Annotated in this window: 20 protein-coding genes and 1 riboswitch; of the genes, 7 read left to right on the plus strand and 13 right to left on the minus strand. The window is 73.2% G+C overall.

From position 1 onward, the window contains the following. Window positions 1-2: 2 nt before the first annotated feature. The 3 genes from ABZ249_RS18020 to thrC all read right to left on the minus strand — a co-directional run bounded on the left by ABZ249_RS18020 (window position 3) and on the right by thrC (window position 2,290). On the minus strand, window positions 3-485 hold the full coding sequence (locus tag ABZ249_RS18020; protein WP_355263900.1) for a GNAT family N-acetyltransferase: 483 nt from the start codon (window positions 483-485) through the stop codon (window positions 3-5). A 193-nt stretch (window positions 486-678) separates the two neighbouring features. Then, a complete protein-coding gene (locus tag ABZ249_RS18025) occupies window positions 679-957 on the minus strand; it encodes a ubiquitin-like small modifier protein 1 (RefSeq protein ID WP_220564685.1) in 279 nt (92 codons plus the stop codon). Between the two features lie 73 nt (window positions 958-1,030). Continuing rightward, window positions 1,031-2,290 (minus strand): threonine synthase, encoded by a 1,260-nt coding sequence (gene thrC, locus ABZ249_RS18030; protein WP_355263903.1) that lies wholly within the window; start codon window positions 2,288-2,290, stop codon window positions 1,031-1,033. Window positions 2,291-2,303: 13 nt separating this feature from the next. Beyond that, window positions 2,304-2,445, minus strand: a riboswitch (SAM riboswitch). Between the two features lie 345 nt (window positions 2,446-2,790). On the opposite strand from thrC, the gene ABZ249_RS18035 reads away from it, so the two are divergent. Further along, window positions 2,791-4,227 (plus strand): trehalose-6-phosphate synthase, encoded by a 1,437-nt coding sequence (locus ABZ249_RS18035; protein ID WP_355263906.1) that lies wholly within the window; start codon window positions 2,791-2,793, stop codon window positions 4,225-4,227. 114 nt (window positions 4,228-4,341) lie between these two features. Next, window positions 4,342-4,806 carry a hypothetical protein gene (locus tag ABZ249_RS18040; RefSeq protein ID WP_355263909.1) on the plus strand — a complete coding sequence of 155 codons (465 nt, stop codon included), beginning with the start codon at window positions 4,342-4,344 and terminating at the stop codon, window positions 4,804-4,806. A gap of 10 nt (window positions 4,807-4,816) precedes the next feature. On the opposite strand, the gene ABZ249_RS18045 is transcribed toward ABZ249_RS18040, so the two are convergent. The 3 genes from ABZ249_RS18045 to ABZ249_RS18055 all read right to left on the minus strand — a co-directional run bounded on the left by ABZ249_RS18045 (window position 4,817) and on the right by ABZ249_RS18055 (window position 7,649). Further along, a complete protein-coding gene (locus ABZ249_RS18045) occupies window positions 4,817-5,410 on the minus strand; it encodes a GrpB family protein (protein WP_220564681.1) in 594 nt (197 codons plus the stop codon). A 192-nt stretch (window positions 5,411-5,602) separates the two neighbouring features. Then, window positions 5,603-6,379, minus strand: a complete 777-nt coding sequence (locus ABZ249_RS18050; protein WP_355263912.1) for a methyltransferase domain-containing protein — start codon at window positions 6,377-6,379, stop codon at window positions 5,603-5,605. 130 nt (window positions 6,380-6,509) lie between these two features. Beyond that, entirely contained in the window at window positions 6,510-7,649 is a 1,140-nt protein-coding gene (locus tag ABZ249_RS18055) for a S8 family serine peptidase (protein WP_255647021.1), read from the minus strand. A 208-nt stretch (window positions 7,650-7,857) separates the two neighbouring features. Between ABZ249_RS18055 and ABZ249_RS18060 the strand changes: the two genes are divergently transcribed. Together ABZ249_RS18060 and otsB are read left to right on the plus strand one after the other, a co-directional pair. Then, complete coding sequence (locus ABZ249_RS18060; RefSeq protein ID WP_220564678.1) at window positions 7,858-8,142, plus strand: DUF3263 domain-containing protein; 285 nt, start codon at window positions 7,858-7,860, stop codon at window positions 8,140-8,142. A gap of 255 nt (window positions 8,143-8,397) precedes the next feature. Next, window positions 8,398-9,219 carry a trehalose-phosphatase gene (otsB, locus tag ABZ249_RS18065; protein WP_355263917.1) on the plus strand — a complete coding sequence of 274 codons (822 nt, stop codon included), beginning with the start codon at window positions 8,398-8,400 and terminating at the stop codon, window positions 9,217-9,219. A gap of 37 nt (window positions 9,220-9,256) precedes the next feature. On the opposite strand, the gene ABZ249_RS18070 is transcribed toward otsB, so the two are convergent. Further along, window positions 9,257-10,288, minus strand: coding sequence for a serine hydrolase domain-containing protein (locus ABZ249_RS18070; protein ID WP_355263920.1), 1,032 nt, complete (start codon window positions 10,286-10,288; stop codon window positions 9,257-9,259). Between the two features lie 171 nt (window positions 10,289-10,459). On the opposite strand from ABZ249_RS18070, the gene argJ reads away from it, so the two are divergent. After that, a complete protein-coding gene (gene argJ, locus ABZ249_RS18075; protein ID WP_355263923.1) occupies window positions 10,460-11,620 on the plus strand; it encodes a bifunctional glutamate N-acetyltransferase/amino-acid acetyltransferase ArgJ in 1,161 nt (386 codons plus the stop codon). A gap of 76 nt (window positions 11,621-11,696) precedes the next feature. On the opposite strand, the gene ABZ249_RS18080 is transcribed toward argJ, so the two are convergent. Continuing rightward, entirely contained in the window at window positions 11,697-13,295 is a 1,599-nt protein-coding gene (locus tag ABZ249_RS18080) for an MFS transporter (protein WP_355263926.1), read from the minus strand. Window positions 13,296-13,491: 196 nt separating this feature from the next. On the opposite strand from ABZ249_RS18080, the gene ABZ249_RS18085 reads away from it, so the two are divergent. Then, window positions 13,492-14,160: a TetR family transcriptional regulator gene (locus ABZ249_RS18085; RefSeq protein ID WP_355263929.1), complete on the plus strand. Its 669-nt coding sequence runs from the start codon at window positions 13,492-13,494 to the stop codon at window positions 14,158-14,160. Window positions 14,161-14,164: 4 nt separating this feature from the next. Here ABZ249_RS18085 and ABZ249_RS18090 read toward each other — a convergent pair whose 3' ends face one another. Together ABZ249_RS18090 and ABZ249_RS18095 are read right to left on the minus strand one after the other, a co-directional pair. Next, window positions 14,165-15,379, minus strand: a complete 1,215-nt coding sequence (locus ABZ249_RS18090) for an FAD-dependent monooxygenase (RefSeq protein ID WP_355263932.1) — start codon at window positions 15,377-15,379, stop codon at window positions 14,165-14,167. 290 nt (window positions 15,380-15,669) lie between these two features. After that, entirely contained in the window at window positions 15,670-16,854 is a 1,185-nt protein-coding gene (locus ABZ249_RS18095; protein WP_355263935.1) for an MFS transporter, read from the minus strand. A gap of 103 nt (window positions 16,855-16,957) precedes the next feature. Here ABZ249_RS18095 and ABZ249_RS18100 point away from each other — a divergent pair, with 103 nt between their 5' ends. Continuing rightward, window positions 16,958-17,317, plus strand: a complete 360-nt coding sequence (locus ABZ249_RS18100) for a metalloregulator ArsR/SmtB family transcription factor (RefSeq protein WP_220564671.1) — start codon at window positions 16,958-16,960, stop codon at window positions 17,315-17,317. Between the two features lie 239 nt (window positions 17,318-17,556). On the opposite strand, the gene ABZ249_RS18105 is transcribed toward ABZ249_RS18100, so the two are convergent. From ABZ249_RS18105 to ABZ249_RS18115, 3 genes are all read right to left on the minus strand, one after another. After that, window positions 17,557-18,696: a serine hydrolase domain-containing protein gene (locus ABZ249_RS18105; RefSeq protein WP_355263939.1), complete on the minus strand. Its 1,140-nt coding sequence runs from the start codon at window positions 18,694-18,696 to the stop codon at window positions 17,557-17,559. 232 nt (window positions 18,697-18,928) lie between these two features. Then, window positions 18,929-19,594, minus strand: coding sequence for a DUF4097 family beta strand repeat-containing protein (locus ABZ249_RS18110; protein WP_355263942.1), 666 nt, complete (start codon window positions 19,592-19,594; stop codon window positions 18,929-18,931). Between the two features lie 368 nt (window positions 19,595-19,962). Then, the coding region (locus ABZ249_RS18115; RefSeq protein WP_355263945.1) for a hypothetical protein at window positions 19,963-20,569 on the minus strand (607 nt) is incomplete at its 5' end.

The raw sequence follows: 20,569 nt of genomic DNA on the forward strand, positions 1-20,569 counted from the left end.
CGTCACAGGGCCTGGAAGTAGCGGGAGACCGGCAGCTCGGTCAGGCCCGCCTTCTCGTAGGTGCGCCGGGCCGGGGCGTGCCCCTCGTCCCCGCCGGTCTCGACGACGGCCATGCCCATGCCCTGGCCGCGGATCCAGTCCACCGCGTGCCGGGTGAGCGCCTCCCCCACCCCGGCCCGCTGGTGGCCGGGGTGCACGGCCAGCAGAGTGACCTCGCCGGTGTCGTCCTTGGGCCGGATCACCACGGCGTAGAACCCGGCGACCGCGCCGTCCCGGACGGCCACCCGCACGGTGGTGTCCGCGTCGTCGAGCGCGCCGCCGACCTCCGTCCGCTGGCTCTCCCGCCAATCCGGGATCATCCGGTCGTAGATGCGCCCGCCCAGCACCCGCCGCAGCGACGCGTGCACCGGCTCCCAGGCCCGCAGCGACAGCTCCAGCACCGCTTCGCGGTCGCCGTCCCGGAAATCCCTGATCTCGATACCCATACCGGAACCGTACTCAGCCGCTCCGCGCCCGGACAAAGGCTTTACCGCCCCCCGCGGCGGGCCCGGGGCGGAAGGCGGGGCGGCCGCGGCGGCGCGGGAACGAGGGCGGCCCCGCGTCCGGTGGACGCGGGGCCGGGGAGCCGCCGGCCTCGTGGGCCGGCGGGGTTCGGGGGGTCGTGCGGTACGGGGGCCGTCAGCAGCCGCCCGCGACCGCCGGGATGATCGAGACCTGCGCACCCTCGGCGACCTCGGTCTGCAGCCCCTGGGCGAAGCGCACGTCCTCGTCGCCGACGTACACGTTCACGAAGCGCCGCACCTTCCCGTTCTCGTCGAGGATGCGCGCCCGGATGCCCGGGTGGTTGGCCTCCAGGTCGTCGAGGATCTCGGCGAGGGTACCGCCCTGCGCGGTGACCTCCGCGGCGTCGTCGGTGTAGGTGCGCAGGATGGTGGGCACGCGAACGCTGGCGCTCATGGCGTCCTTCTTCCGTGGTGGTGGTCGTGGAGGGAGTGGGCCCCGGGGCGTGGCGCCGCCCCGGGGAGCGGGGTCAGGCCAGTCCGGCCTCGGCGAACGCCTTCAGGGACGGCTTGATGGTGGCCGTCACCCCGGCGCTCACGGCGTTCAGGGTCTTGAGCCCGTCACCGGTGTTGAGGACGACGGTCTCGGCCCCGGGGTCGAGCCGCCCCTCGCGGACCAGCTTGCGCAGCACGCCGGTGGTGACGCCGCCCGCGGTCTCGGCGAAGATCCCCTCGGTCCGGGCCAGCAGCGAGATCGCCTCGACGACCTCGTCGTCCCCCACGTGCTCCACCGAGCCGCCGGTGCGGCGGGCGATGTCGAGCACGTAGGGGCCGTCCGCCGGGTTGCCGATGGCCAGCGACTTGGCGATGGTGTCGGGCTTGACCGGCTGGATGACGTCCAGGCCCTTGTCCCACGCCTGCGCCACCGGGGAGCAGCCGGTGGCCTGCGCGCCGAAGACCTTGTACGGCCGGTCCTCGACCAGCCCCAGCTTGATCAGCTCCTGGAAGCCCTTGTCGATCTTGGTGAGCTGGGAGCCGGAGGCGATCGGGATGACGATCTGCTCGGGCAGCCGCCAGCCGAGCTGCTCGGCGATCTCGTAGGCCAGCGTCTTGGAGCCCTCGCCGTAGTAGGGGCGCAGGTTGACGTTGACGAAGCCCCAGCCCTCGCCCGCCGGGTCCCCGATGAGCTCGGAGCAGAACCGGTTGACGTCGTCGTAGTTGCCGTCGATGGCCACGACCTGGCCGCCGTAGACCGCGGCCATGACGACCTTGGCCTCCTCCAGCCCGGCGGGGATGAACACGCAGGACTGGAACCCCGCGCGGGCCGCCGCGGCGCCGACGGCGCCCGCCAGGTTGCCGGTGGAGGAGCAGGAGAGCGTGGTGAAGCCGAAGTTGCGGGCCGCCTCGACGGCGATGGCCACCACCCGGTCCTTGAAGGAGTGGGTGGGGTTGCCGGAGTCGTCCTTGATGTGCAGGGAGGCCAGGCCCAGTTCGGCGGCGAGGCGGTCGGCCTTGACCAGGGGGGTGAGGCCGGGGTTCATGTTGGGCAGCTCGGCCACGTTCTCCGGGACCGGGAGCAGGTGCCGGTAGCGCCAGATGTTGGCGGGGCCGCTCTCGATGTCGGCCCGGGTGACGGCGCCGAAGTCGTAGGCCACTTCCAGCGGGCCGAAGCAGAACTCGCAGGCGAACCGGGGGGTGAGGTCGTAGCGCTCACCGCATTCGCGACAGGACAGCGCGGCGGCGGGGCCGAAGGCGCGGACGGAGGTGGGTTCGGTGGCGGCAATCGCCATGGCGAGGCGTCTCCCCTCATCTTCCCTGGCGGACACCTTGTCCCCAGGCCGGAGTTGGCACCTGTCCCGGCCGCCTCGCGTGTCCGCGAGCGATGTACGCCGAGATGGTTGCCGGGGCTTCGCAGGGCCGGTCCCTCCACCCCTCTGGATGAGCAATATGAAGTTGTCGTGGTGTGGCCGCCGGCTCCTCCCGGAACCGGCAAGGTCACTGTAACGGACGTGTCGGCCGGTTTTCCACGGGGCGTGATCCGGGTAACACGAACCGACTCACATGGTGAGACGGCACAGGTCGGCGGCGGCCGCGCGCGTGTGCCCTGTTTCCACCGCGTGACATCGTGCGCCCGTGACCTGGGGCGGGTTTGGGGCGTACGCCGACCGGCGAGACCTAGGGTGCGCCCTCCGCCCTCCGTCCCTTCCGCACCGGGTCGGCACCGGCCACGGGGGCCGTTTCCGTATCCTGCGCTCGACCGGATCCCGCGCACCCGAGAGGACGAGACCACGTGGACAAGGCACAGATCCTCATCGCCTCCAACCGAGGACCGGTGTCCTTCTCGATCAACGAGGACGGCTCCCTGGAACACCGCCGCGGCGGCGGCGGCCTGGTCTCCGGCATGATCTCGGTGGCCACCGAGATCGACAGCATCTGGGTGTGCGCCGCCCTGTCCGAGGGGGACCGGCGGGCCGCGGCCGAGGCCCCGGGGGCCCGTCTGGACCGCGACCACGACCTGGGCGGCATGCGCGTGCACATGCTGGACATCCCCGAGGAGACCTTCCAGGGGGCCTACACCGGGGTCGCGAACTCGACGCTGTGGTTCCTCCAGCACATGATGTACGACACCCCGAACAAGCCGTCCTTCGGCTCGGGGTTCCGGCGGCGGTGGGAGGACTACACCGCCTACAACAACGCCTTCGCCGAGGCGCTGGTGGCGGGTGCCGCGGACAACGCCCGGGTGGCGGTGCAGGACTACCACCTGGCGCTGGTGCCGCGCATCCTGCGGGCCCGCCGTCCCGATCTGCGCATCGCGCACTTCTCGCACACCCCGTGGGCCCCGCCGGAGTACTTCCGGATGCTGCCCGACGACATCGCCCGGGAGCTGCTGTCGGGGATGCTCGGCGCCGACCGGCTGGGCTTCCTCAGCCCGCGCTGGGCCGATGCCTTCCTGCGCTGCTGCGCGGAGATCCTGCGCGCGGACGTGGACTTCCGCAACCGGACCGTGGAGTACGGCGGCCGGGTGGTCGGGGTGGGCGTGCACGCGCTGGGCGCCGACGAGGAGGGGTTGCGCGAGAGCGCCGCCGATCCGCTGGTGGCGGTCCGCCGGGAGACCCTGGAGGAGCTGGTCGGGGACACCAGGCTCATCGTCCGGGTGGACCGGACCGAGCTGTCCAAGAACATCGTGCGGGGCCTGGAGGCGTACCGCGAGCTGCTGCACGCGCACCCCGAATGGCGCGGGCGGGTGACCCACCTGGCGTTCGCCTACCCGAGCCGCGGCGACGTGCCCGAGTACCGCGAGTACACCGACACGGTGCTGCGGGTGGCCAAGGAGATCAACGAGGAGTTCGCGACGGCCGACTGGACGCCGCTGGTCCTGGAGGTCAACGACGACTACCCGCGTTCGCTGGCCTCGTTCCAGCTGGCCGACGTGCTGCTGGTGAACCCCATCCGGGACGGCATGAACCTGGTCGCCAAGGAGGGCCCGGTGCTGTCGGAGCGGGACTCGGTGCTGGTGCTGTCGCGGGAGGCGGGGGCCGCCGACGAGCTGGGCGGGGACGCCCTGACCGTCAACCCCTACGACACCGTGGAGACGGCGGAGGCGCTGCACCGGGCGCTGTCGATGCCCGCGGCCGAGCGCCGGGCCCGGCGGGAGCGCCTGGCGGAGGCGGCGGTGGCGCTGCCGCCGCGCCGGTGGTTCCAGGACCAGCTGCGCTCCCTGGGCTGATCCCTGGCCCCGGCCCGGGGCCCGCTCCTCCCCCCGGCGGAACCCCACCGCCGGGGGAGCCGGCTCCCCCGCACGGGGGAGGGGCGCGGCCGCGCCGTGCGCGATGCTGGGCCCATGGACATCCGGACCCCGCACCCCTCCACCGCCCGGCCACCGCACCACACCGCCCGTTGGGCGGTGGCCGCGGCGCTGTGGTCCCTGCTCTACGTCGCTTCCAAGGTCCAGTACGCCCTGGCCGGCCGGCTGGGGGTGACCGGCGGCCCCGCGGTCCCGGCCGACTCCTACGCCGGGTTCGGCCCCGGCGGGGTGGCCGCCGCCCAGTGGGCCAACGCCGGGGTCGGGCTGGCCGTGGCCCTGCTCTTCCTCCTGGCGGCCCTGCCCGTCGCCCGTCGGGTACCCCGGTGGCTGTCCCTGCCGCCGCTGGGGGCGGTGGCGCTCATGGCGCTGGCGGGAGCGGTCGGCATGGTCTACCGGGACCTGGCCGAGGGGTCCGGCGGTACCGTCTTCGGCCTGTACTGCCTGGTGTGGGCGGCCCTGTCCGCGAAGGTGCTGGTGGGCCTGGCCCGGGCCCGCGGCTGAGCGGCCCCGGTCAGTCCTCGGGCAGCGGCGCCCCGGCCTCCGCGAGGATCTCGCGCACCACCGCGCTCTTGGCGTCGGCGTAGTCCTGGATCCTCTCCCAGGTGCGTTCGGCCAGCTCCCGCTTGACCCTGACGTAGCGTTCGCGGGCCCCGGGGTTCGCGATGAGGTGGTCGCGGAACCGGCGCATCCGCTCGATCTCCTCGCAGCCCTCGCTGAAGACGTGCAGGTTGAGGTTGACGTCGGGGCCCTTGAACACGCGGTGCTCGTACCAGTCGGGTTCGCGGATGACCAGTGTGTACCCCGCCCTGGCGAGGTCGGGGAGGTAGGAGTCCTCGTCCGCGGAGTCCGCGACGACCAGCAGCAGGTCGACGCAGGCCTTGGCGGGCAGGCCGGGGACCGCGGTGGAGCCCACGTGCTCGAAGAGCAGGACGCGGTCGCCGAGGATGCCGCGCACCCGGTCGGCCTCGCGCTCGAACAGGTAGGGCCACTTGGGGTCGTAGTCCAGGATGTGGACCCGACCGTTGATGAGGTTGCGGTGCTGGGGGGCCGGATCGATCCGCGTTTCCCCGCGGGAGGGCAACGGTGATGCTTCGAGGGGAGACATTCCACAAAGATTTCTCCGTTGACCCGCCCGCGTCAAGAGCATCCGGCGTCGCTTACATATGCACGTGTATTCGTAACACCACCAAGGGACGAATCACCACGGAGAGCAACACCGCAGATACGCATGGAGAGAATTCGTGCTCCTTTTTCTTCGGATTCTCCCTTTTGCGCGTATCTTTCCTTCCGAAACCCCTCACTCCGGCGAAGAGACCACCAGGACCAGGGATCCGACCAGCTCGGGCAGTGCGCGCAGCCGCCCGTGCCGCCGGTCCCAGGTGTCGTCGGCGAGGTCGCGGGACAGGTGTTCGACGAAACGCCGCTCGACCTCCTCCCCCACGAAACTCCAGGCCGAGCAGGACAGCCGCGCCCCCTCGTCCAGCAGCCGCTCCGGGCGGCCGTAGTACGCCTCGTTGAATCCGTCGGAGCAGTCCAGGGGAATGGGCACGGGAATGGTCCGCACGTTCCCGCCCAGCCCTTCCGCCAGGGACTTCGGGGACGGGTAGCGGCGGGCCTCGGTGTCCAGGACCTCGGGCGCGTACTCGTACAGCCAGAAGTCGCGCACCAGGCCGGGGTCGCAGGTGAGGACCGCGACCGGTCCGGCGGTCACCCGCCGCAGCTCGGCCAGGCCGGCGGGGAGGTCGCCCCACTGGTGGACGCTGAAGGTCGTCATCGCGGCGTCGAACGCGCCGTCGGCGAACGGCAGGTCCTCGGCGACCGCGTCCACCGCCGCGGGCAGGTGGGCCGGCCGCGCCGCGCGCATCGACGCCGAGGGCTCCACGGGGGTCACCTCGCGGTCGGCGGGCTCGTAGGAGCCCGCCCCGGCGCCGACGTTGAGAACGGTCCGGGCGCCGCCCAGGGCCTCGTGCACGATCCGCGCGATCCGGGGTTCGGGAACCCGGTGGTCGGTGTAGGAGCGGGAGATCACGGCGTAGTCGGCGTCACCGGCACTGCCGTCGGACATGCGTGGCACGGTCCCTCCAGGGGTCGCGGGAATCCGGCCCCCTGTATAGCCCGTCGCGGCCCCGCCCGCCACCGCTCCCCCGGCGCGGCCGCGCCCGCCCGGTGCCGGACGGTTCCCGCCGCCCGGCGCCCGGGCGCGGTCAGCCCTTGCGGCGGCGGCCGCCCTTCTTCCGGCGGGAGGCGGGCGGCGCCTCGGCGGCGCGCTGCTCGGCGATCTCCGCCTCCTCCAGGGCGCGTTCGGCCTTGACCCCGTAGGGGTCGGCGGAGGAGCGGCGCACCCACACCACGACCAGCGCCACACCCAGCACCAGGACCAGGCCGACCAGCGCGAACCACACCCACACCGGCACCGCGGGGCCCTCGTCGGCCCGGTCGGCCAGCTCCTCGTCGAAGAGCGGGACGTCCTGGGCGGTCCCGGAGGCCAGCGCCTCGGCGCCGGTCAGGTGCAGGCTCGGCAGCCCGTCCGGCCCCTGCTGACCGCCCTCCACCAGTGCCTCGCGGATCTGCTCGGGGCGCAGCTGCGGGTGGGCCGAGCGCAGCAGCGCGGCGGCCCCGGCGGCCATCGCCGCCGCGTACTCGGTGCCGGTGACCTGGACCTGCCCCATGTCGGGCCCGGCCGTCTCCAGGTCGGCGCCGGGTGCGACCAGCTCGATCGCCCCGGCGTCGGGCGATCCGGGGATCAGCTCGGCGTTCTCGTCCATCCCGCCGACGGCCAGCACGTTGGGGTCGGCCGGGTTGTCGGCCGGGCCGACCACCAGGACCCCGGCGGCGACGGCGTCGCGGGTGGCCCCGGTGAGGTCGGTCCCGTCGGGGATCTCGGGCAGCAGGACGACCTGCGCCCCGGCGTCGACCGCGTGGCGCACCGCGCCGGCCAGCCGGTCCCCGGTGGGGAGGACCAGCAGCCCGGCGTCGGGGGCCACGCCCAGCACGCCGCCGTCGGCGTCCATCCCGTGCCCGTGGCCCGCCACCAAAGCGGCCGCGGCGGTGCCCGTATCGGCGTCGCCGTCGTTGCCGCCGAACTCCTCGTCGACGGTCAGGTTGTCGACCAGGTCCGGGTGGTCGGCGTGGACGGAGGCCCCGGGCAGGGCCACGGTGATGCCCTGGCCCTGTGTTTCCGGCCACAATTCCTGGGCGTTGATCGACTGGAGTCCCCATTGTTCGGGGCGGAAATCGGGGACCCCGTCGGCCGCCGCGGGGGCGGCGGCCAGACCGAGGACGACGGTCGCGGCGATGGCGACGATCCCGGTGTGTTCCCTGTGACGGCTGATGCCCCCGAGCACGACAGGCTCCCTAATGTTGCTCCCCTGTACCACCGTAATTCTGTCATGAGCACAGGTTTCCGGCGTGGACAAGTGGCCGCGGGGGTAGGAAAGGTAACTGTATCCCCGCTGCCAGTCCTGGGTTTTCCGCTCCGCATCCGGCATGTCGAGTCGCTAGCATGAGTCGGGCCGATCCGGACAAACCAATTTCCCGCCCAGGGGGTGTCCCATGCCGAATATCGGTCGGACCGAAGACGGTCAGTCGGCACTGGCCGAACGCGATCAGCGCATCCTGGCCTTCGAGCGCCAGTGGTGGAAGTTCGAGGGCTCCAAGGAGCAGGCGATCCGCGACGAGTTCGGGTTCTCCGCCACGCGGTACTACCAGTTGCTGAACGGGCTGGTCGACCGCCCCGAGGCGCTGGCCTTCGACCCCATGACGGTCAAGCGGCTGCGCCGGGTGCGCGCCGACCGCCAGCGCCAACGCAACGCGCGGCGGCTGGGCATCCGACTCTGAGGCCCCTTTTCGGTCGCTCTCTGCCCGAAGAACCACGGACGCGACCGCAGGTCCGAAACCAGACAACAAGGCGGGTGCGCACCCTCAGGTGCGCACCCGCCTCTCTCATCCCACACGAATCCCCATCGTGCACCGGCACCGGTGAACGGCGGCCGAACACGGCACGGACATCGGACGCCGGTTCCGCGACGTCCTCGGACTCCCCCTGTCCTCCCCGGGTAGGTTGGAGGCGCCGCCCGTCCGGAAAGGTCCGCCATGCAGCCGCCCGAACCGAGCACGGCCGAGGGGCGCACCGCGCTCGACGCCCTGCTGACCGACCCCGCCAAGGCCCTGGTCGCCTTCGACTTCGACGGGACCCTGGCCCCCATCGTCGACGACCCGCGCACCTCCGCCCCCCAGCCGGGGATCGTGGAACTGCTCGCGGAGCTGGCCGGGCGGCTGGGCACGGTCGCGGTCGTCACCGGGCGCCCGGCCGCCACCGCCGTCGGCCTGGGCGGGCTGGACCGCGTCCCGGGCATCATCGTGCTGGGCCACTACGGCGCCGAACGCTGGGCGGACGGCCGCGTACTGGCCGCCGACCCGCCGCCGGGGGTGGCCCTGGTCCGCGCCGAACTGCCCGGCCTGATCGACTCCCTCCACGCGCCCGAGGGCACCTGGATCGAGGACAAGGGCCGCTCGCTGGCGGTGCACACCCGCCGCACCGCCGAACCGGACGCCGCGCTGGCGCTGCTCGCCCCGCACCTGTCCGCACTGGCGGAGCGGGCCGGGCTCCGGGTGGAGCCCGGCCGCATGGTCATCGAGCTGCGCCCCGCGGGCGTGGACAAGGGCGCGGCCCTGTCCGCGCTGGTGGCCGAGCGTGCCGCCGGCTCCGTCCTGTACGCGGGCGACGACCTGGGCGACCTGCCCGCCTTCGACGCCGTGGCGCGGCTGCGCGCGGACGGGCTCCCCGGGCTGACCGTCTGCGCGGCCTCCAGCGAGGCCGCCAGGGTCGTCGAGGCCGCCGACCTGGTGGTGCCGGGCCCGGCCGGACTGGCGGAGTTCCTCGGGTCGCTCGCCCGGGCCCTGGCCCGGCCCTGAAGCGGGGCCGCACCGCGCACCGGACGGCCGCCCCGGCCTACGGGGTAGAGTCGTGCGCCTGCGGCGACACCGCCGACCGGGCCGCCGAGCGCAGGTCCGCCAGGCCCGTGCGGGCGCGGCCGTAGTAGACCGCGTTGGTCAGCACCCCCACGTACCTGCTGGTCTCGGGGTGCATGAACAGGCTCGTCCCGGTGAACCCGTTGTGGTAGACCACCCCCTCCGGGGTCACCAGCCACCCCAGCCCGCGCCACAGCCGCTGCCCGGCGTCCACGTGGGGCCGCCAGCTCTCCCGCACGAACGGCGAGGGCACCGGCCCGTCCCCGCCCTCGTGGATGCGCAGCAGCTCCCGGGCGAAAGCGCCCAGGTCGATGGCGGTCGTGAACGCGCCCGCGTGACCGGCCACCCCGCCCATCAGCGCCGCCGCCTCGTCGTGCACCACACCCCAGGCGGGGGCGGCGCCGGGCAGCCGGCGCTCGGTGGGCGCCACCCCGGGCGAGCGCGCCAGCGGTCCGAACGCCGTGGACCGCATGCCCAGCTCGTCCCACAGGTCCGCGGCCAGCCGGTCCAGCCCCGTCCCGTACAGCCGCTCCAGCACCAGGCCGAGCAGGATGAACCCCCGGTCGATGTACCGGTACCCGGGCTCCTCCAGCGGATCGGCCAGGATCGCCTCGGCCAGGTCCTGGTCGGTGCCCACGTACCTCTCCAGCCAGGTCACCTGGTTGAGGCGGCTGGTGTGGGTGAGGATCTGCCGGGTGGTGACGGCCGCTCCTGGCAGCCCGTCCGCGAGGAGGTATTCGGACATCGGGGCGTCCAGATCCAGCATTCCCTCGACGACCGCCTGGCCGACCAGCGGCCACGTCGCCATCACCTTCGTCAGGCTCGCGACGTCGTAGGCGACGTCGGGGGCGGTGTCGTTGTCCTCGTCGATCCGGCCGACCGCGACGAACTCCCACATGCCCCCGGTGCCGATGACGGCGGCGCCGCCGGGCAGCCAGCCCGCGTCCACCATCACCTTCAGGACACCGCGTATCCGCGCCCCCGTCTCGGTGAGCCAGTCTCCGTCACGCACCACACGCCTCCCCCCGATGTTCTCCACTCACTCCCGCGGATACCCCGTTATCTGCTCGTTGTCACACCGTTCCGGACTCCGCACAGGACGAAACCCTCGCAGGTCAGGGCCGTAATCAGGGCCTTGCTCCCGGGCGGAGTAGTCTGGCGCCCACGACCCCGAGGAGGACGATTGAGCAGCAAGACCCCCGTTCCCGCCGGTTTCCGCGGTGTCGCCGGGAACATCGGGATCAAGGACCCCAACGACGACTTCTTCGCGGTGGTGTCCGAGGTGCCCGCGCACGTGTCGGCCGTTTTCACGCGGTCCCGGTTCGCGGGGCCCAGCGTGGTGCTCAGCCGTCGCGCGGCGGCCGACGGGCGGGCGCGGGGCGTCACGGTGATCGCCCGCAACGCCAACGTGGCCACCGGGGGCGTGGGCGAGGAGAACGCGCGCGAGCTCCAGGAGCGGGTGGCGGCGGCGGCCGGGGTGCCGGCCGACGAGATCCTGGTGGCGTCCACCGGCGTGATCGGCCGCCCGTACCCGATGGAGAAGGTCCGCGCCCACCTGGACGGGCTGCCCGAGGAGTTCCCGCCCGCCGACCTGGACCGGGCGGCGGCGGCGATGATGACCACCGACACCCACCCCAAGATCGCCTCGGCGCGGGTGGGGAACGCGACCCTGACCGGGATCGCCAAGGGCGTGGGCATGATCGAGCCGGACATGGCGACGATGCTGGCGTGGTTCTTCACCGACGCCGAGATCGAGCGGCCGGTGCTGGACGAGGTGTTCCGCCGGGTGGTGGACCGCACCTTCAACGCCCTGAGCATCGACAGCGACACCTCCACCAGCGACTCCGCGGCGCTGTTCGCCAACGGCCTGGCGGGGCCGGTGGACCTCGCCGACTTCGAGGCGGCGCTGTTCGAGGTGGCCCTGCGGCTGGTCCGGATGATCGCCTCCGACGGCGAGGGGGCGAGCAAGCTGTTGGAGGTGCGGGTGACCGGGGCCCGCGACGACGCGCAGGCCAAGCGGGTCGCCAAGGCGGTCGTCAACTCGCCCCTGGTCAAGACGGCCGTGCACGGCGCCGACCCCAACTGGGGCCGGGTGGCGATGGCCGTCGGCAAGTGCTCGGACGAGACCGACATCCTGCCGGAGAACACCCGCATCCTCTTCGGCGACGTGGAGACCTACCCCGCGGAGTCGACCGACGAGGTGCTGGCGCGGGCGGCCGAGCACATGAAGGGCGACGAGGTGGTGATCTCGGTGGACCTGGGGATCGCCGGGGGCGGGTTCACCGCCTACGGCTGCGACCTGACGGAGGGGTACATCCGCATCAACGCGGACTACACCACCTGATCAGGCCCGGGAAGGGGGGCGGGGCCGTGCGGCCCCGCCCCTCCTCCTTCCCGCAGGGGTCCCCCGCCCGGCGCGCTCACACGTGGACGACGGGGGCCTCCTGGTCGTCCTCCATCCGCCCGGCGCGCATGAACAGCGACAGGATCGCACCGGCCATGAGCAGTCCGGACGCGATGAGGAAGGCCAGCTGGAGCCCGTCCAGGAAGGCCAGGTTGCTGGCGCGGGTGACCGCCTCGGCGACCTCCGCGGCGGCCCCCTCGGGGACCACCGCCCCGCCCTGGGCGACGGTGCTCTGCACGGCGGCGAGCCCGGCCGCCGAGGGGACGTCCTGCCCGGCCGCCGCGAGGTGCCCGGGCAGGGTGGCCAGGATCGTCCCGGACATGACCGCGCCCAGGACGGCCGTGCCCAGCGAGCCGCCCAGCTGCATGGCGGCCTGCTGGAGCGCCGAGGCCACCCCGGCCAGCCGCACGGGCGCGTTGCCGATGATCGCGGCGGTCGCACCGGTCATGACCAGGCTCAGGCCCGCGCCCAGCAGCAGGAAGGCGGCGGAGGTGTACAGGACGCCGGTGTCGGCGTCCATGCCCGAGAGCAGGAACATGCCGACCGACCCGGACAGCAGGCCCGCCGTGGTGGGCGGCTTCGCGCCGACCCGGTCCAGCAGGCGTCCCGCCAGCGGCGAGGTGACGGCCATGGTGGCGGTCATCGCGATGAGCTGCATCCCGGTCTGCGCGGGGGTCAGACCGCGCACGCCCTGGAGGTAGAAGGTCACGAAGAACAGCGAGCCCATGAGGCTCACGGCCATCACGACGGTGAGCACGACGCCGATGGACACCGACCGGTCGGCGAACAGGGACAGCGGCAGCAGCGGCTGTTCGGGGCGGCGCTCCCACAGCACGAAGGCCAGGCCCAGGAGCAGGGCGGCACCGAGCGAGACCAGGGTCACCGGGTGCGTCCAGCCCACCACCGGCGCCTCGACCAGCGCCCACACCAGGGCGAACACGGCGACGCTGACCAGGACGATGCCGGGGAGGTCCAGGCGGCCGCCGGCGTCGGTGGGGCGGTTGGCGGCGAGCAGCCACAGGCCCAGGCCCAGCGCGACCGCGCCGACCGGGACGTTGATGTAGAAGACCGCCTCCCAGCCGAACGAGCCCACCAGCAGGCCGCCGACGATCGGCCCGGCGGCGGTGGAGGCGCCGATGAGGCTGCCGAACACGCCGAAGGCCCGGCCGAGCCTGCTGGGCGGGAACACCGAGCGCAGCAGGCCCATGGCCGAGGGCAGCAGCAGCGCGCCGAAAACGCCTTGTGCGATGCGGAAGGCCACCAGCATGATGACGCCGGAGGACAGCGCGATCGCCACCGACGAGGCGACGAACCCGACCACGCCCACCAGGTAGACGCGGCGGTGGCCGAACCTGTCGGCGAGCTTGCCCGCGGTGATGAGGAAGACGGCCAGGCCCAAGAGGTAGCCGTGGGTGACCCATTGGAGTTCGGCCAGGGAGGCGCCCAGCGAGGCGCCGATGGCGGGGTTGGCGACCGCCACGATCGTGCCGTCCAGCGCCACCATCATCACGCCGAACGCGATGGCGACCAGCGTCGCCCAGGGGCTGCGCGTCCAGGCGGACGCCGGCCGGCCGGGCGGCGCGGCGGTCGCGGGCGGTGTGGTCTGCGCGGTCATGTGATCCCCCTGAACGGTCTTCCGGATGCCCCGGTCCACTGTGCTCCGAGATTATGACAGCCACTGACACTTGTCAGCCACTGACTTTTTACAGTGACTGACACCACATGGGCGCAGAGGTATCCTCCAGGGAAGGGCCTCCGGGGGGACACCGGGGGGAAACCGTGGCGACACCATGGGGACAGGAGGCGCGTCCATGAGCACGACGAGCCCCGACGCCGTCGGGGAGGTCACCGGGGACTGCCGCCCGGGGCTGCGCGAGGCCAAGAAGGCGCGCACGCGCAGAGCGCTCATCGAGACGGGGCTGCGCCTGTTCCACGAACAGGGCTACGGGAACACCACCACCGAGGAGATCGCCGCCAGGGCGGGCGTCTCCCAGCGCACGTTCTTCCGGTACTTCCCCACCAAGGAGGACGTGGTCCTGGAGGCGATGGAGAGCGTCGACGACGTCCTCATCGAGCACCTGCTGGCCCGCCCCGCCGACGAGGCGCCCTTCGAGGCGCTGCGCAACGCCATGCGCGACCACTGGGAGACGCTGAGCCGGACGGCGATGCACCACTTCAAGGGCGGTGCGGCCGAGATCATCGCGGAGAGCCCCGAGCTGGTGCGCACCGGCATGACCTACTGCCGGCGCCGCCAGTCCCGGCTCGCGGAGGCGATCGCGCTGCGCACCGGCGCCGAGCCCGGCGACCCCCGGCCCGAGCTGGTGTCGGCGGTCTTCTTCGCGGCGCTCTCCAACGGGCACGAGGAGTGGGAGAGGGCGGGGGCCGCCGGCCTCTCCGGCCTGCTGGGCTGCTTCATGCGCCAGCTGGAGCTGGTCCCCGAGGCCATCGGGTCCGGCTGGGGCACCCCGGCCGCGGGCTGAGGCGTCAGACGGTGCCGCGCTCCCCCGCGGGCAGGTAGCGCTCGAAGGGGAACTCCGGGCCCGTCTCGGCGATGCCGTTCCCGCCGGTGAAGAGCGAGATCACCTTGCTCGCCAGCAGCTCCGCGCGCAGGGCCGTGCGCATCACCCGCAGGCCGCTCGACCCGCCGGAGGGCGCCGCCCCGTCGACGGTGTCCTCGCCCATCCGCTGGGCGTGCTCCACGTGCGGGCGCATGGCGGCCTCGTAGGCGAAGAAGCCCGCCCGGTGGTCGCCGGCGACCCGGGCGAGCTCGCCGGCCAGCGACATGGCGCCCTTGAGGGCCAGCACCGTGTCCATGCCGGACATGGGGTCGGCGCAGAAGGCGGCGTTGCCGAGCAGCACCACCCGGCCGCGGCTCCAGGTGTCCAGCCGGACCTGCCGGGTCGGGGCGATCTGCACGTCGGCGCGGGACATCTCGTCGAGGATGCGCGGGATCTCCCCGCCGTCGCCGGCGAAGGCCCGGGCCAGGTCCTCGGGGGTCTCCCGCCCGGCGTCGCGCTCGCCGTACGGCCTGCGGCGGAGCAGGACGGCCTCCAGGGCGTCCTCCCCGGGGATGTCGGTGAGCATGGCGCCGCGGCCGGGCTTGACCAGGACGGTGGACAGGGCGTGCTGGCCCGTGAAGTCGGGGACGGTGAACACCGCGACGGTGACGCCGAGGTCGTGGATGTGGTCGGCGGCCGTCCCCTCGAAGGCGAGGTCGCGCACGGTCGAGTGCAGGCCGTCCGCGCCGACGACCAGGTCGAACCGGCGGGGCGGGCCGTTCTCGAACTCCACGTCGACGCCGTCGGGCGTCTCCCGCAGGGCGGTGACGGAGTCCCCGAACAGGAACTCGGCGTCGGAGCCGGTCAGGTCCCGCAGTTCGCGCAGCAGGGGATCGCGGCGGACCACCAGGGAGTGTTCGGCCGGGGGCGCGGGGCAGCGGACGGGGTCGCCGTCCTCGCCGAAGCGGAACTCGACGGCGGGCGGGGGGCCGACCTCGTCGGCGAGGCGGTCGAGCAGGCCCATGCGTTCGAGGACGCCGATGCCGCCGAAGCCGATCTCCAGGCGGGACAGCCGGGAGGAGAGCCGGGGTTCCCGGTCCACGACGGTGGGGGCGAAGCCGTGCCGGGCGGCCCAGTGGGCGAAGGCGGAACCGGCCACGCCTGCGCCGACGACGAGAACGGTCCTGTTCCGGGTGGGCACGCATTACCTCCTGGTGTGGTGGACGCCGGTGCGGCGGACGGGATACGGGCCCGGCAAGGGGACCCTACCCGTCCGCGGGCCCCGTATCTCCTGTTCGGACGCCGTCCCCCGGGTGGTCGGGGGCTCCCCGGCCCCCGGAGAGGGGGACGGTCGGGTTCCGGGTGGACACGGGGGCCTCCTGGTGTCGTGAACCGCCGCGGGCTTGTTGCACGAACCTACATTTTTTCGGGTCATTTGTGACCTGTTTTCAAACGGCCACGACCGAAATCCGGGACGAGCGGGGGTGCCCCCTAGGGGTTCGCGGTCCGCGGACGCCACAGCAGCACCGCGGCCGCGCCGCACACCGCGACCGCGGCGCCCGCCCCGGCGAACACCGCCGCGGGGTCCAGGCCGCCGGCCCATCCGGCGAGGGGGTAGGTGACCAGGAAGCACGCGTGGGAGAGCGCGAACCGCGCGGCCAGCACCCCGGCCAGGCCGCCCTCCGGGGCGGCGTCCCGCAGCACCCGCCCGGAGGGGGCGGCGATCAGCGAGCACCCCAGGCCCAGGACCGTCCAGCCCGCCGCGAGCACGGCGAAGCCGGGGGCGAGCGCCCAGCCGGCCGCCAGGAAGGCGGACCCGGCGGCCAGCACGGCGGGGCCGGCGACCATGAGCGCCCGGGTCCCGAACCGGTCCACCAGGCGGCCCAGGGCGAAGGCGACCGCCATGGAGCCCGCGCCGAAGAAAGCCAGCGCCACCGCCACCCCCGCGTCGGTGCCGCCCAGGTGCGCGCGGACCAGGACCACGGTGTCGACCAGGACCAGCGCGGTGACCACGGCGGCGGCGAGGTCGAGGAGGACGACGGCGCGCAGCCGGGGGTCGGTGGCGAAGACCCGCCAGGAGGCGGCGGCCCGGCGGGGGTCGCCGGTGTCCCGCGGCAGCGCGGTGGTGAGCACCAGGGCGGCGGAGGCGGCGAAGGAGACGGCGGTCAGCGCGAAGAGGCCGTGGAACGGGACGAGGGCGAGCAGCGCGGCGGCGAGCAGGGGCGAGGCGAGGGCCTCCAGGTCGTAGGCCAGGCGGGAGAGGGCGAGGGCGCCTGTGTAGCCGCGGTCGTCGACCAGCTCGGGGATGACGGCCTGGAAGGCGGGGGTGAAGACGGCGGAGGCGCACTGGAGGACGGCGATCAGGACGTACACGTGCCACACCTGGTCGACCCAGGGCAGCGCGGCGACGGCGAGCGCCCGCACCGCGTCGGCGCCCACCAGGACCGCGCGCCGGGGGACCCGCACGAGGGCGGCGGTGAGCAGGGGGCCCGCGCCGACGTAGGCGACCATCTTGATGGTCAGGGCGGTGGCGACGACCGCGGCGGCGCGGTCACCGGCGAGGGCGAAGGCGAGCAGTCCGAGGGCCACGGTGGCCAGGCCCGTTCCGGCGAGGGCGACCACCTGCGCGGCGAACATGCGCCGGTAGGCGGGGAAGTCCACGAGAGCACGCCACACGGGGCACCTCCGAGGGGATCGGGGACGGGGCGGTTTCCCCGAATCATACATGTGCGCAAGTACGCACATGTTGATGGAACGTTCGCCCGCCTAGACTGCGCACATGCGGACCAGCGACGAACGGCGGGCGCCCAGCCTGTCCCACCCGGCCCCACCCGAACCCGAGCGGCTCGCCGTGGCGGCGGGGGTGTTCGCCCTGCTCTCCGACCCGACCCGCCTGCACCTGCTGTGGCTGCTGGCGGAGCAGGAGGCCGACGTCGGCCGCCTCACCGAGGCCTGCGGGGCCTCGCGGACGGCGGTGTCACAGCACCTGGCCAAGCTGCGCCTGGCGGGACTGGTGGAGTCGCGCAGGCGCTCGCGGAACGTGATCTACAGCCTGGCCGACGGCCACCTGCGCAGACTGGTCCTGGAGGCCCTCAGCCACGCGGACCACGTGGTGACCGGCGAGCCCTTCCACGAGTGACGGCGCCGACTTCCGTCGGGGCGGGACGGGGCGGGGGCTGACCTTCGTCGGCGGCGGGAATCGGCCTGTGGACGGACGCGCCCCGCGGCCGCGGAGGCCGGGTCCCGCGTGTGAGGGAGGGCCCCGGGATCGCCTCCCGGAGCCCCACGGCCCCTCACGCGACGGGCGCGGCCGCCCGGCCGGCGTCCGCGCACGTCCGGGACGCGCCGGACCCGGCGGATCCGGCGCGTCCCGGACGGCTATCCGGCCCGTCCGGCGGGGAACACCGCCGTGAAGAGCAGGTCCAGCACGCCGGGGAACACCTGTGCCGGGTCGATGTCGGCGTCGCCCATGGTCAGCGAGGCGGTCAGGGTCGTGCTCCCGTCAGGAGAGGCGACCATCAGCGCCCCGTAGCCCCCGGGCGGGCTGCCGTTGTGGTGGAGGACCGTGCCGCGGTCCGGCCCCAGGTCCTGCACGAACAGTCCCAGCCCGTAGCCGATCTTCGGGTGCGGGTCGCGCATCTGCTCCAGCAGCGGCTCCGGCAGGATCCCGCCGCCCAGCAGCGCGGAGAAGAAGAGGTGCAGGTCCCGGGTGGTGGAGTACATGTCGCCGGCGCCGACCAGCAGCGAGAGGTTCTGTCGGGTGACGTCGACCGTCGTCCGCTCGCCGTCGGCCTCGTAGGAGAGGTAGCCGTGGGCGTGGGGCGCGGGCAGGTCCGGCGAGTCGCCGGGAACCGCGGTGCCCGACAGCCCGAGCGGGTCCAGGATCCGCCGCCGCATCTCCTCGGCGTACGTGCGGCCGGTGACCTCCTCGATCAACAGCACGGCCAGCGTGTAGTTGGTGTTGGAGTAGCTCCAGTCCGCCCCCGGCTCGAACCGCGCCGGGCGCTCCAGGGAGAACCGGACGAGCTCCTCGGGCCGGTAGGAGCGGAACCGGTTGCGCGCCCACACCTCACCGACCGCGTCGATGCCCAGGACCATCGTCCCGTCGGGCTCGAGTTCGCCGGTGTAGTTGTACAGCCCGCTGGTGTGCTGGAGCAGCATGCGCACCGTGATCCGCCCGTCCAGGCCGAACGCGGGCAGTCGGTCCGCCACCGGGTCGTCCAGCCCGATCAGGCCGTCGGCCACCAGGAGCAGGACCAGGGTCGCGACGAAGGTCTTGGTGGTGCTGCCGATCCAGAAGTGGCCGTCGGTCGGCGGCTCCTCGGTCCCGCCCAGCTCGCGCACTCCGGCGCTGCCGGTCCAGGCTCCCTGCTCGTCGTGCACCCGCAGCTGGAATCCGGCGAAGCCGCGGGCGACGACCTCTTCGACGGCCTTACGGAGTTCCGGGCGGTCCGGCCCGGCAGGGTCGGGGGTGGTCGGCGGGGCGGGTTCGGCGTGGACGGTCGGGGTGTCGGTCATGGTGTGCTCCTTCGGTGCCGGGGGGCGGGTCGGGGGGGGCGGTCGGGCTAGGGCGTGTTCGGCGGATCATTCCGGGTCGCGGCCGCGAGGCCTCCTCTCGCCGCGCCGCCTGCGCTTGGACAGCCGACCCCGGGCTGACCTGCGCCGGTCGTCTTGCGAGAGATCGCCTCGCGGCCGCTCCCGGCATTCGGCGCAAGCGCCGAAACGCTCGAAAGCATCCACCGAACACGCCCTAGAGGCTGCGGGCGGCGATGTCGCCGCGGGTGGTGGTGGCGCGGATGTCGAGGCCGGGGGTGCCGTCGTTCTTGAGGGCGTTGTCGATGCGGCCGTAGGAGGTGCCGGCGTCCAGGGAGGCGGAGACCCCGGCGGCCGCGGCGACCGAGATGTCACCGTCCTGGGTGCTCAGCACGAGCTCGCCGCGCACCGCCTCGTCGACGCGGATGTCGCCCTTGGCGGTGCCGAGCCGGGCGGGGCCGGTGAGGCGGCCGACGGTGATGCCGCCGTCCTGGATGGCGATGTCGGCGCCGGCGGCCTCCTCGATCTCGACCGGCCCCTGGGCGGCCTCGTAGGAGACCTCGCCGAGCCGGCCGGCACCGCGGAACCCGGCGGCGGCCGCCCTGGCCTCGACGCGCGAGCCGGCGGGCAGGTGGACGGTCACCTCGACCGACCCGGAGTCGCCGAAGATCCGGTTCCGGGCCTCGGGGGCCTGGATGCGCAGGACACCGTCGGCGAAGGAGACCGTGATCTGCTCGGCGGCCTTCACGTCGCGGCCCTTGGCGGGGTCGGCGGGCAGGACGTCGACCGTGGTGTCGGGGCGGTCGGCGGCGATGAGGCCGATGCGGCCGGCGGGGATGTCGAGGATGACGGAGACGGGGGCGGGGGTGTCGAAGCTCTGCATTGTCCACTCCTTGTCGGTGTGTTTCTGTTGATGGAAACGCTACGTTGCATTCATGGATTGGGCAATATCAATGTTGCGAGCAACTCTTGTTATCGCAGGTAGATTCTCTGAAATCGTTGCAATGGCTCTAAATCTAACGCAACACCGCCATCCCGAACCCTTGCAATGAGAGAAGGATGAACGCTAGCCGCGGGCCGACGGGACCGCCCCCCGGACACCCCGGGGGTCGACATCCGATACGGCGGCGTGCTCGACGGCTCCACAAGGAGGACGTCGATCTTCGACGCGTAGGCGGTCGATAAGCGGGCGGAGGCCCGACACAGCAGAACGATCCACCTGTTTGCGCGGGTTTTGTGATCGCTTTGCCGTTACTGAGAGTGGCTATCAGTGACTTTAAGCGATGAATTATCGACGATTCGGACATGGACCATTGCCCGAAGTCGGCCCCGAAGGCCGCCCAGTCCATCAGTGCCCGCAGCCTCGTACGGATGGCCGCCGCCTTCACCGGCGCGGTGTTCGTCGCCCCGTTCCTGTGGAGCACGTCTCCCGTTCTCGCCGAGCCGGAGGCCGGCACAGCGGTGGACATCGAACAGGCGGTGGAGCGCGCGCTGAGCGATCAGCCACAGGTCCTCCTGCCGGAGATCGCTGTGGAGCAGGTGTACAAGTCCGCGGAGCGCGGTGGATACCCGGAGCCCGGCTACCCGGGCCCCGGTGAGCCGGGCCCCGGTGAGCCGGGCGAACCCGGAGAGCCGGGTGAGCCGGGCGAACCCGGTGAGCCCGGGGAACCCGGAGAGCCCGGGGAGCCAGGTGAACCTGGGGAACCCGGTGAGCCCTGTGAACCCGGAGAGCCCGGGAAACCAGGAGAGCCGTGCGAACCCGGAGAGCCCGGGGAACCGGGAGAACCCGGAGAGCCGGGCGAGCCGTGTGAACACGGGGAACCGGGAAAGCCGGGAGAGCCGTGCGAACCAGGAGAAC

Origin of the sequence: Nocardiopsis sp. NPDC006139 (genome assembly GCF_040614155.1) — a bacterium.
In the GTDB taxonomy this organism is placed as follows: domain Bacteria; phylum Actinomycetota; class Actinomycetes; order Streptosporangiales; family Streptosporangiaceae; genus Nocardiopsis; species Nocardiopsis changdeensis.

What these genes read in the sequence shown, in the direction of transcription:
- ABZ249_RS18025 (WP_220564685.1), bottom strand. Translation starts at nt 957, where the DNA reads ATGAGCGCCAGCGTTCGCGTGCCCACCATCCTGCGCACCTACACCGAC.
- ABZ249_RS18040 (WP_355263909.1), top strand. Translation starts at nt 4,342, where the DNA reads ATGGACATCCGGACCCCGCACCCCTCCACCGCCCGGCCACCGCACCAC.
- ABZ249_RS18060 (WP_220564678.1), top strand. Translation starts at nt 7,858, where the DNA reads ATGCCGAATATCGGTCGGACCGAAGACGGTCAGTCGGCACTGGCCGAA.
- ABZ249_RS18110 (WP_355263942.1), bottom strand. Translation starts at nt 19,594, where the DNA reads ATGCAGAGCTTCGACACCCCCGCCCCCGTCTCCGTCATCCTCGACATC.
- ABZ249_RS18085 (WP_355263929.1), top strand. Translation starts at nt 13,492, where the DNA reads ATGAGCACGACGAGCCCCGACGCCGTCGGGGAGGTCACCGGGGACTGC.
- otsB (WP_355263917.1), top strand. Translation starts at nt 8,398, where the DNA reads ATGCAGCCGCCCGAACCGAGCACGGCCGAGGGGCGCACCGCGCTCGAC.
- thrC (WP_355263903.1), bottom strand. Translation starts at nt 2,290, where the DNA reads ATGGCGATTGCCGCCACCGAACCCACCTCCGTCCGCGCCTTCGGCCCC.
- ABZ249_RS18105 (WP_355263939.1), bottom strand. Translation starts at nt 18,696, where the DNA reads ATGACCGACACCCCGACCGTCCACGCCGAACCCGCCCCGCCGACCACC.
- ABZ249_RS18080 (WP_355263926.1), bottom strand. Translation starts at nt 13,295, where the DNA reads ATGACCGCGCAGACCACACCGCCCGCGACCGCCGCGCCGCCCGGCCGG.
- ABZ249_RS18020 (WP_355263900.1), bottom strand. Translation starts at nt 485, where the DNA reads ATGGGTATCGAGATCAGGGATTTCCGGGACGGCGACCGCGAAGCGGTG.
- ABZ249_RS18100 (WP_220564671.1), top strand. Translation starts at nt 16,958, where the DNA reads ATGCGGACCAGCGACGAACGGCGGGCGCCCAGCCTGTCCCACCCGGCC.
- ABZ249_RS18045 (WP_220564681.1), bottom strand. Translation starts at nt 5,410, where the DNA reads ATGTCTCCCCTCGAAGCATCACCGTTGCCCTCCCGCGGGGAAACGCGG.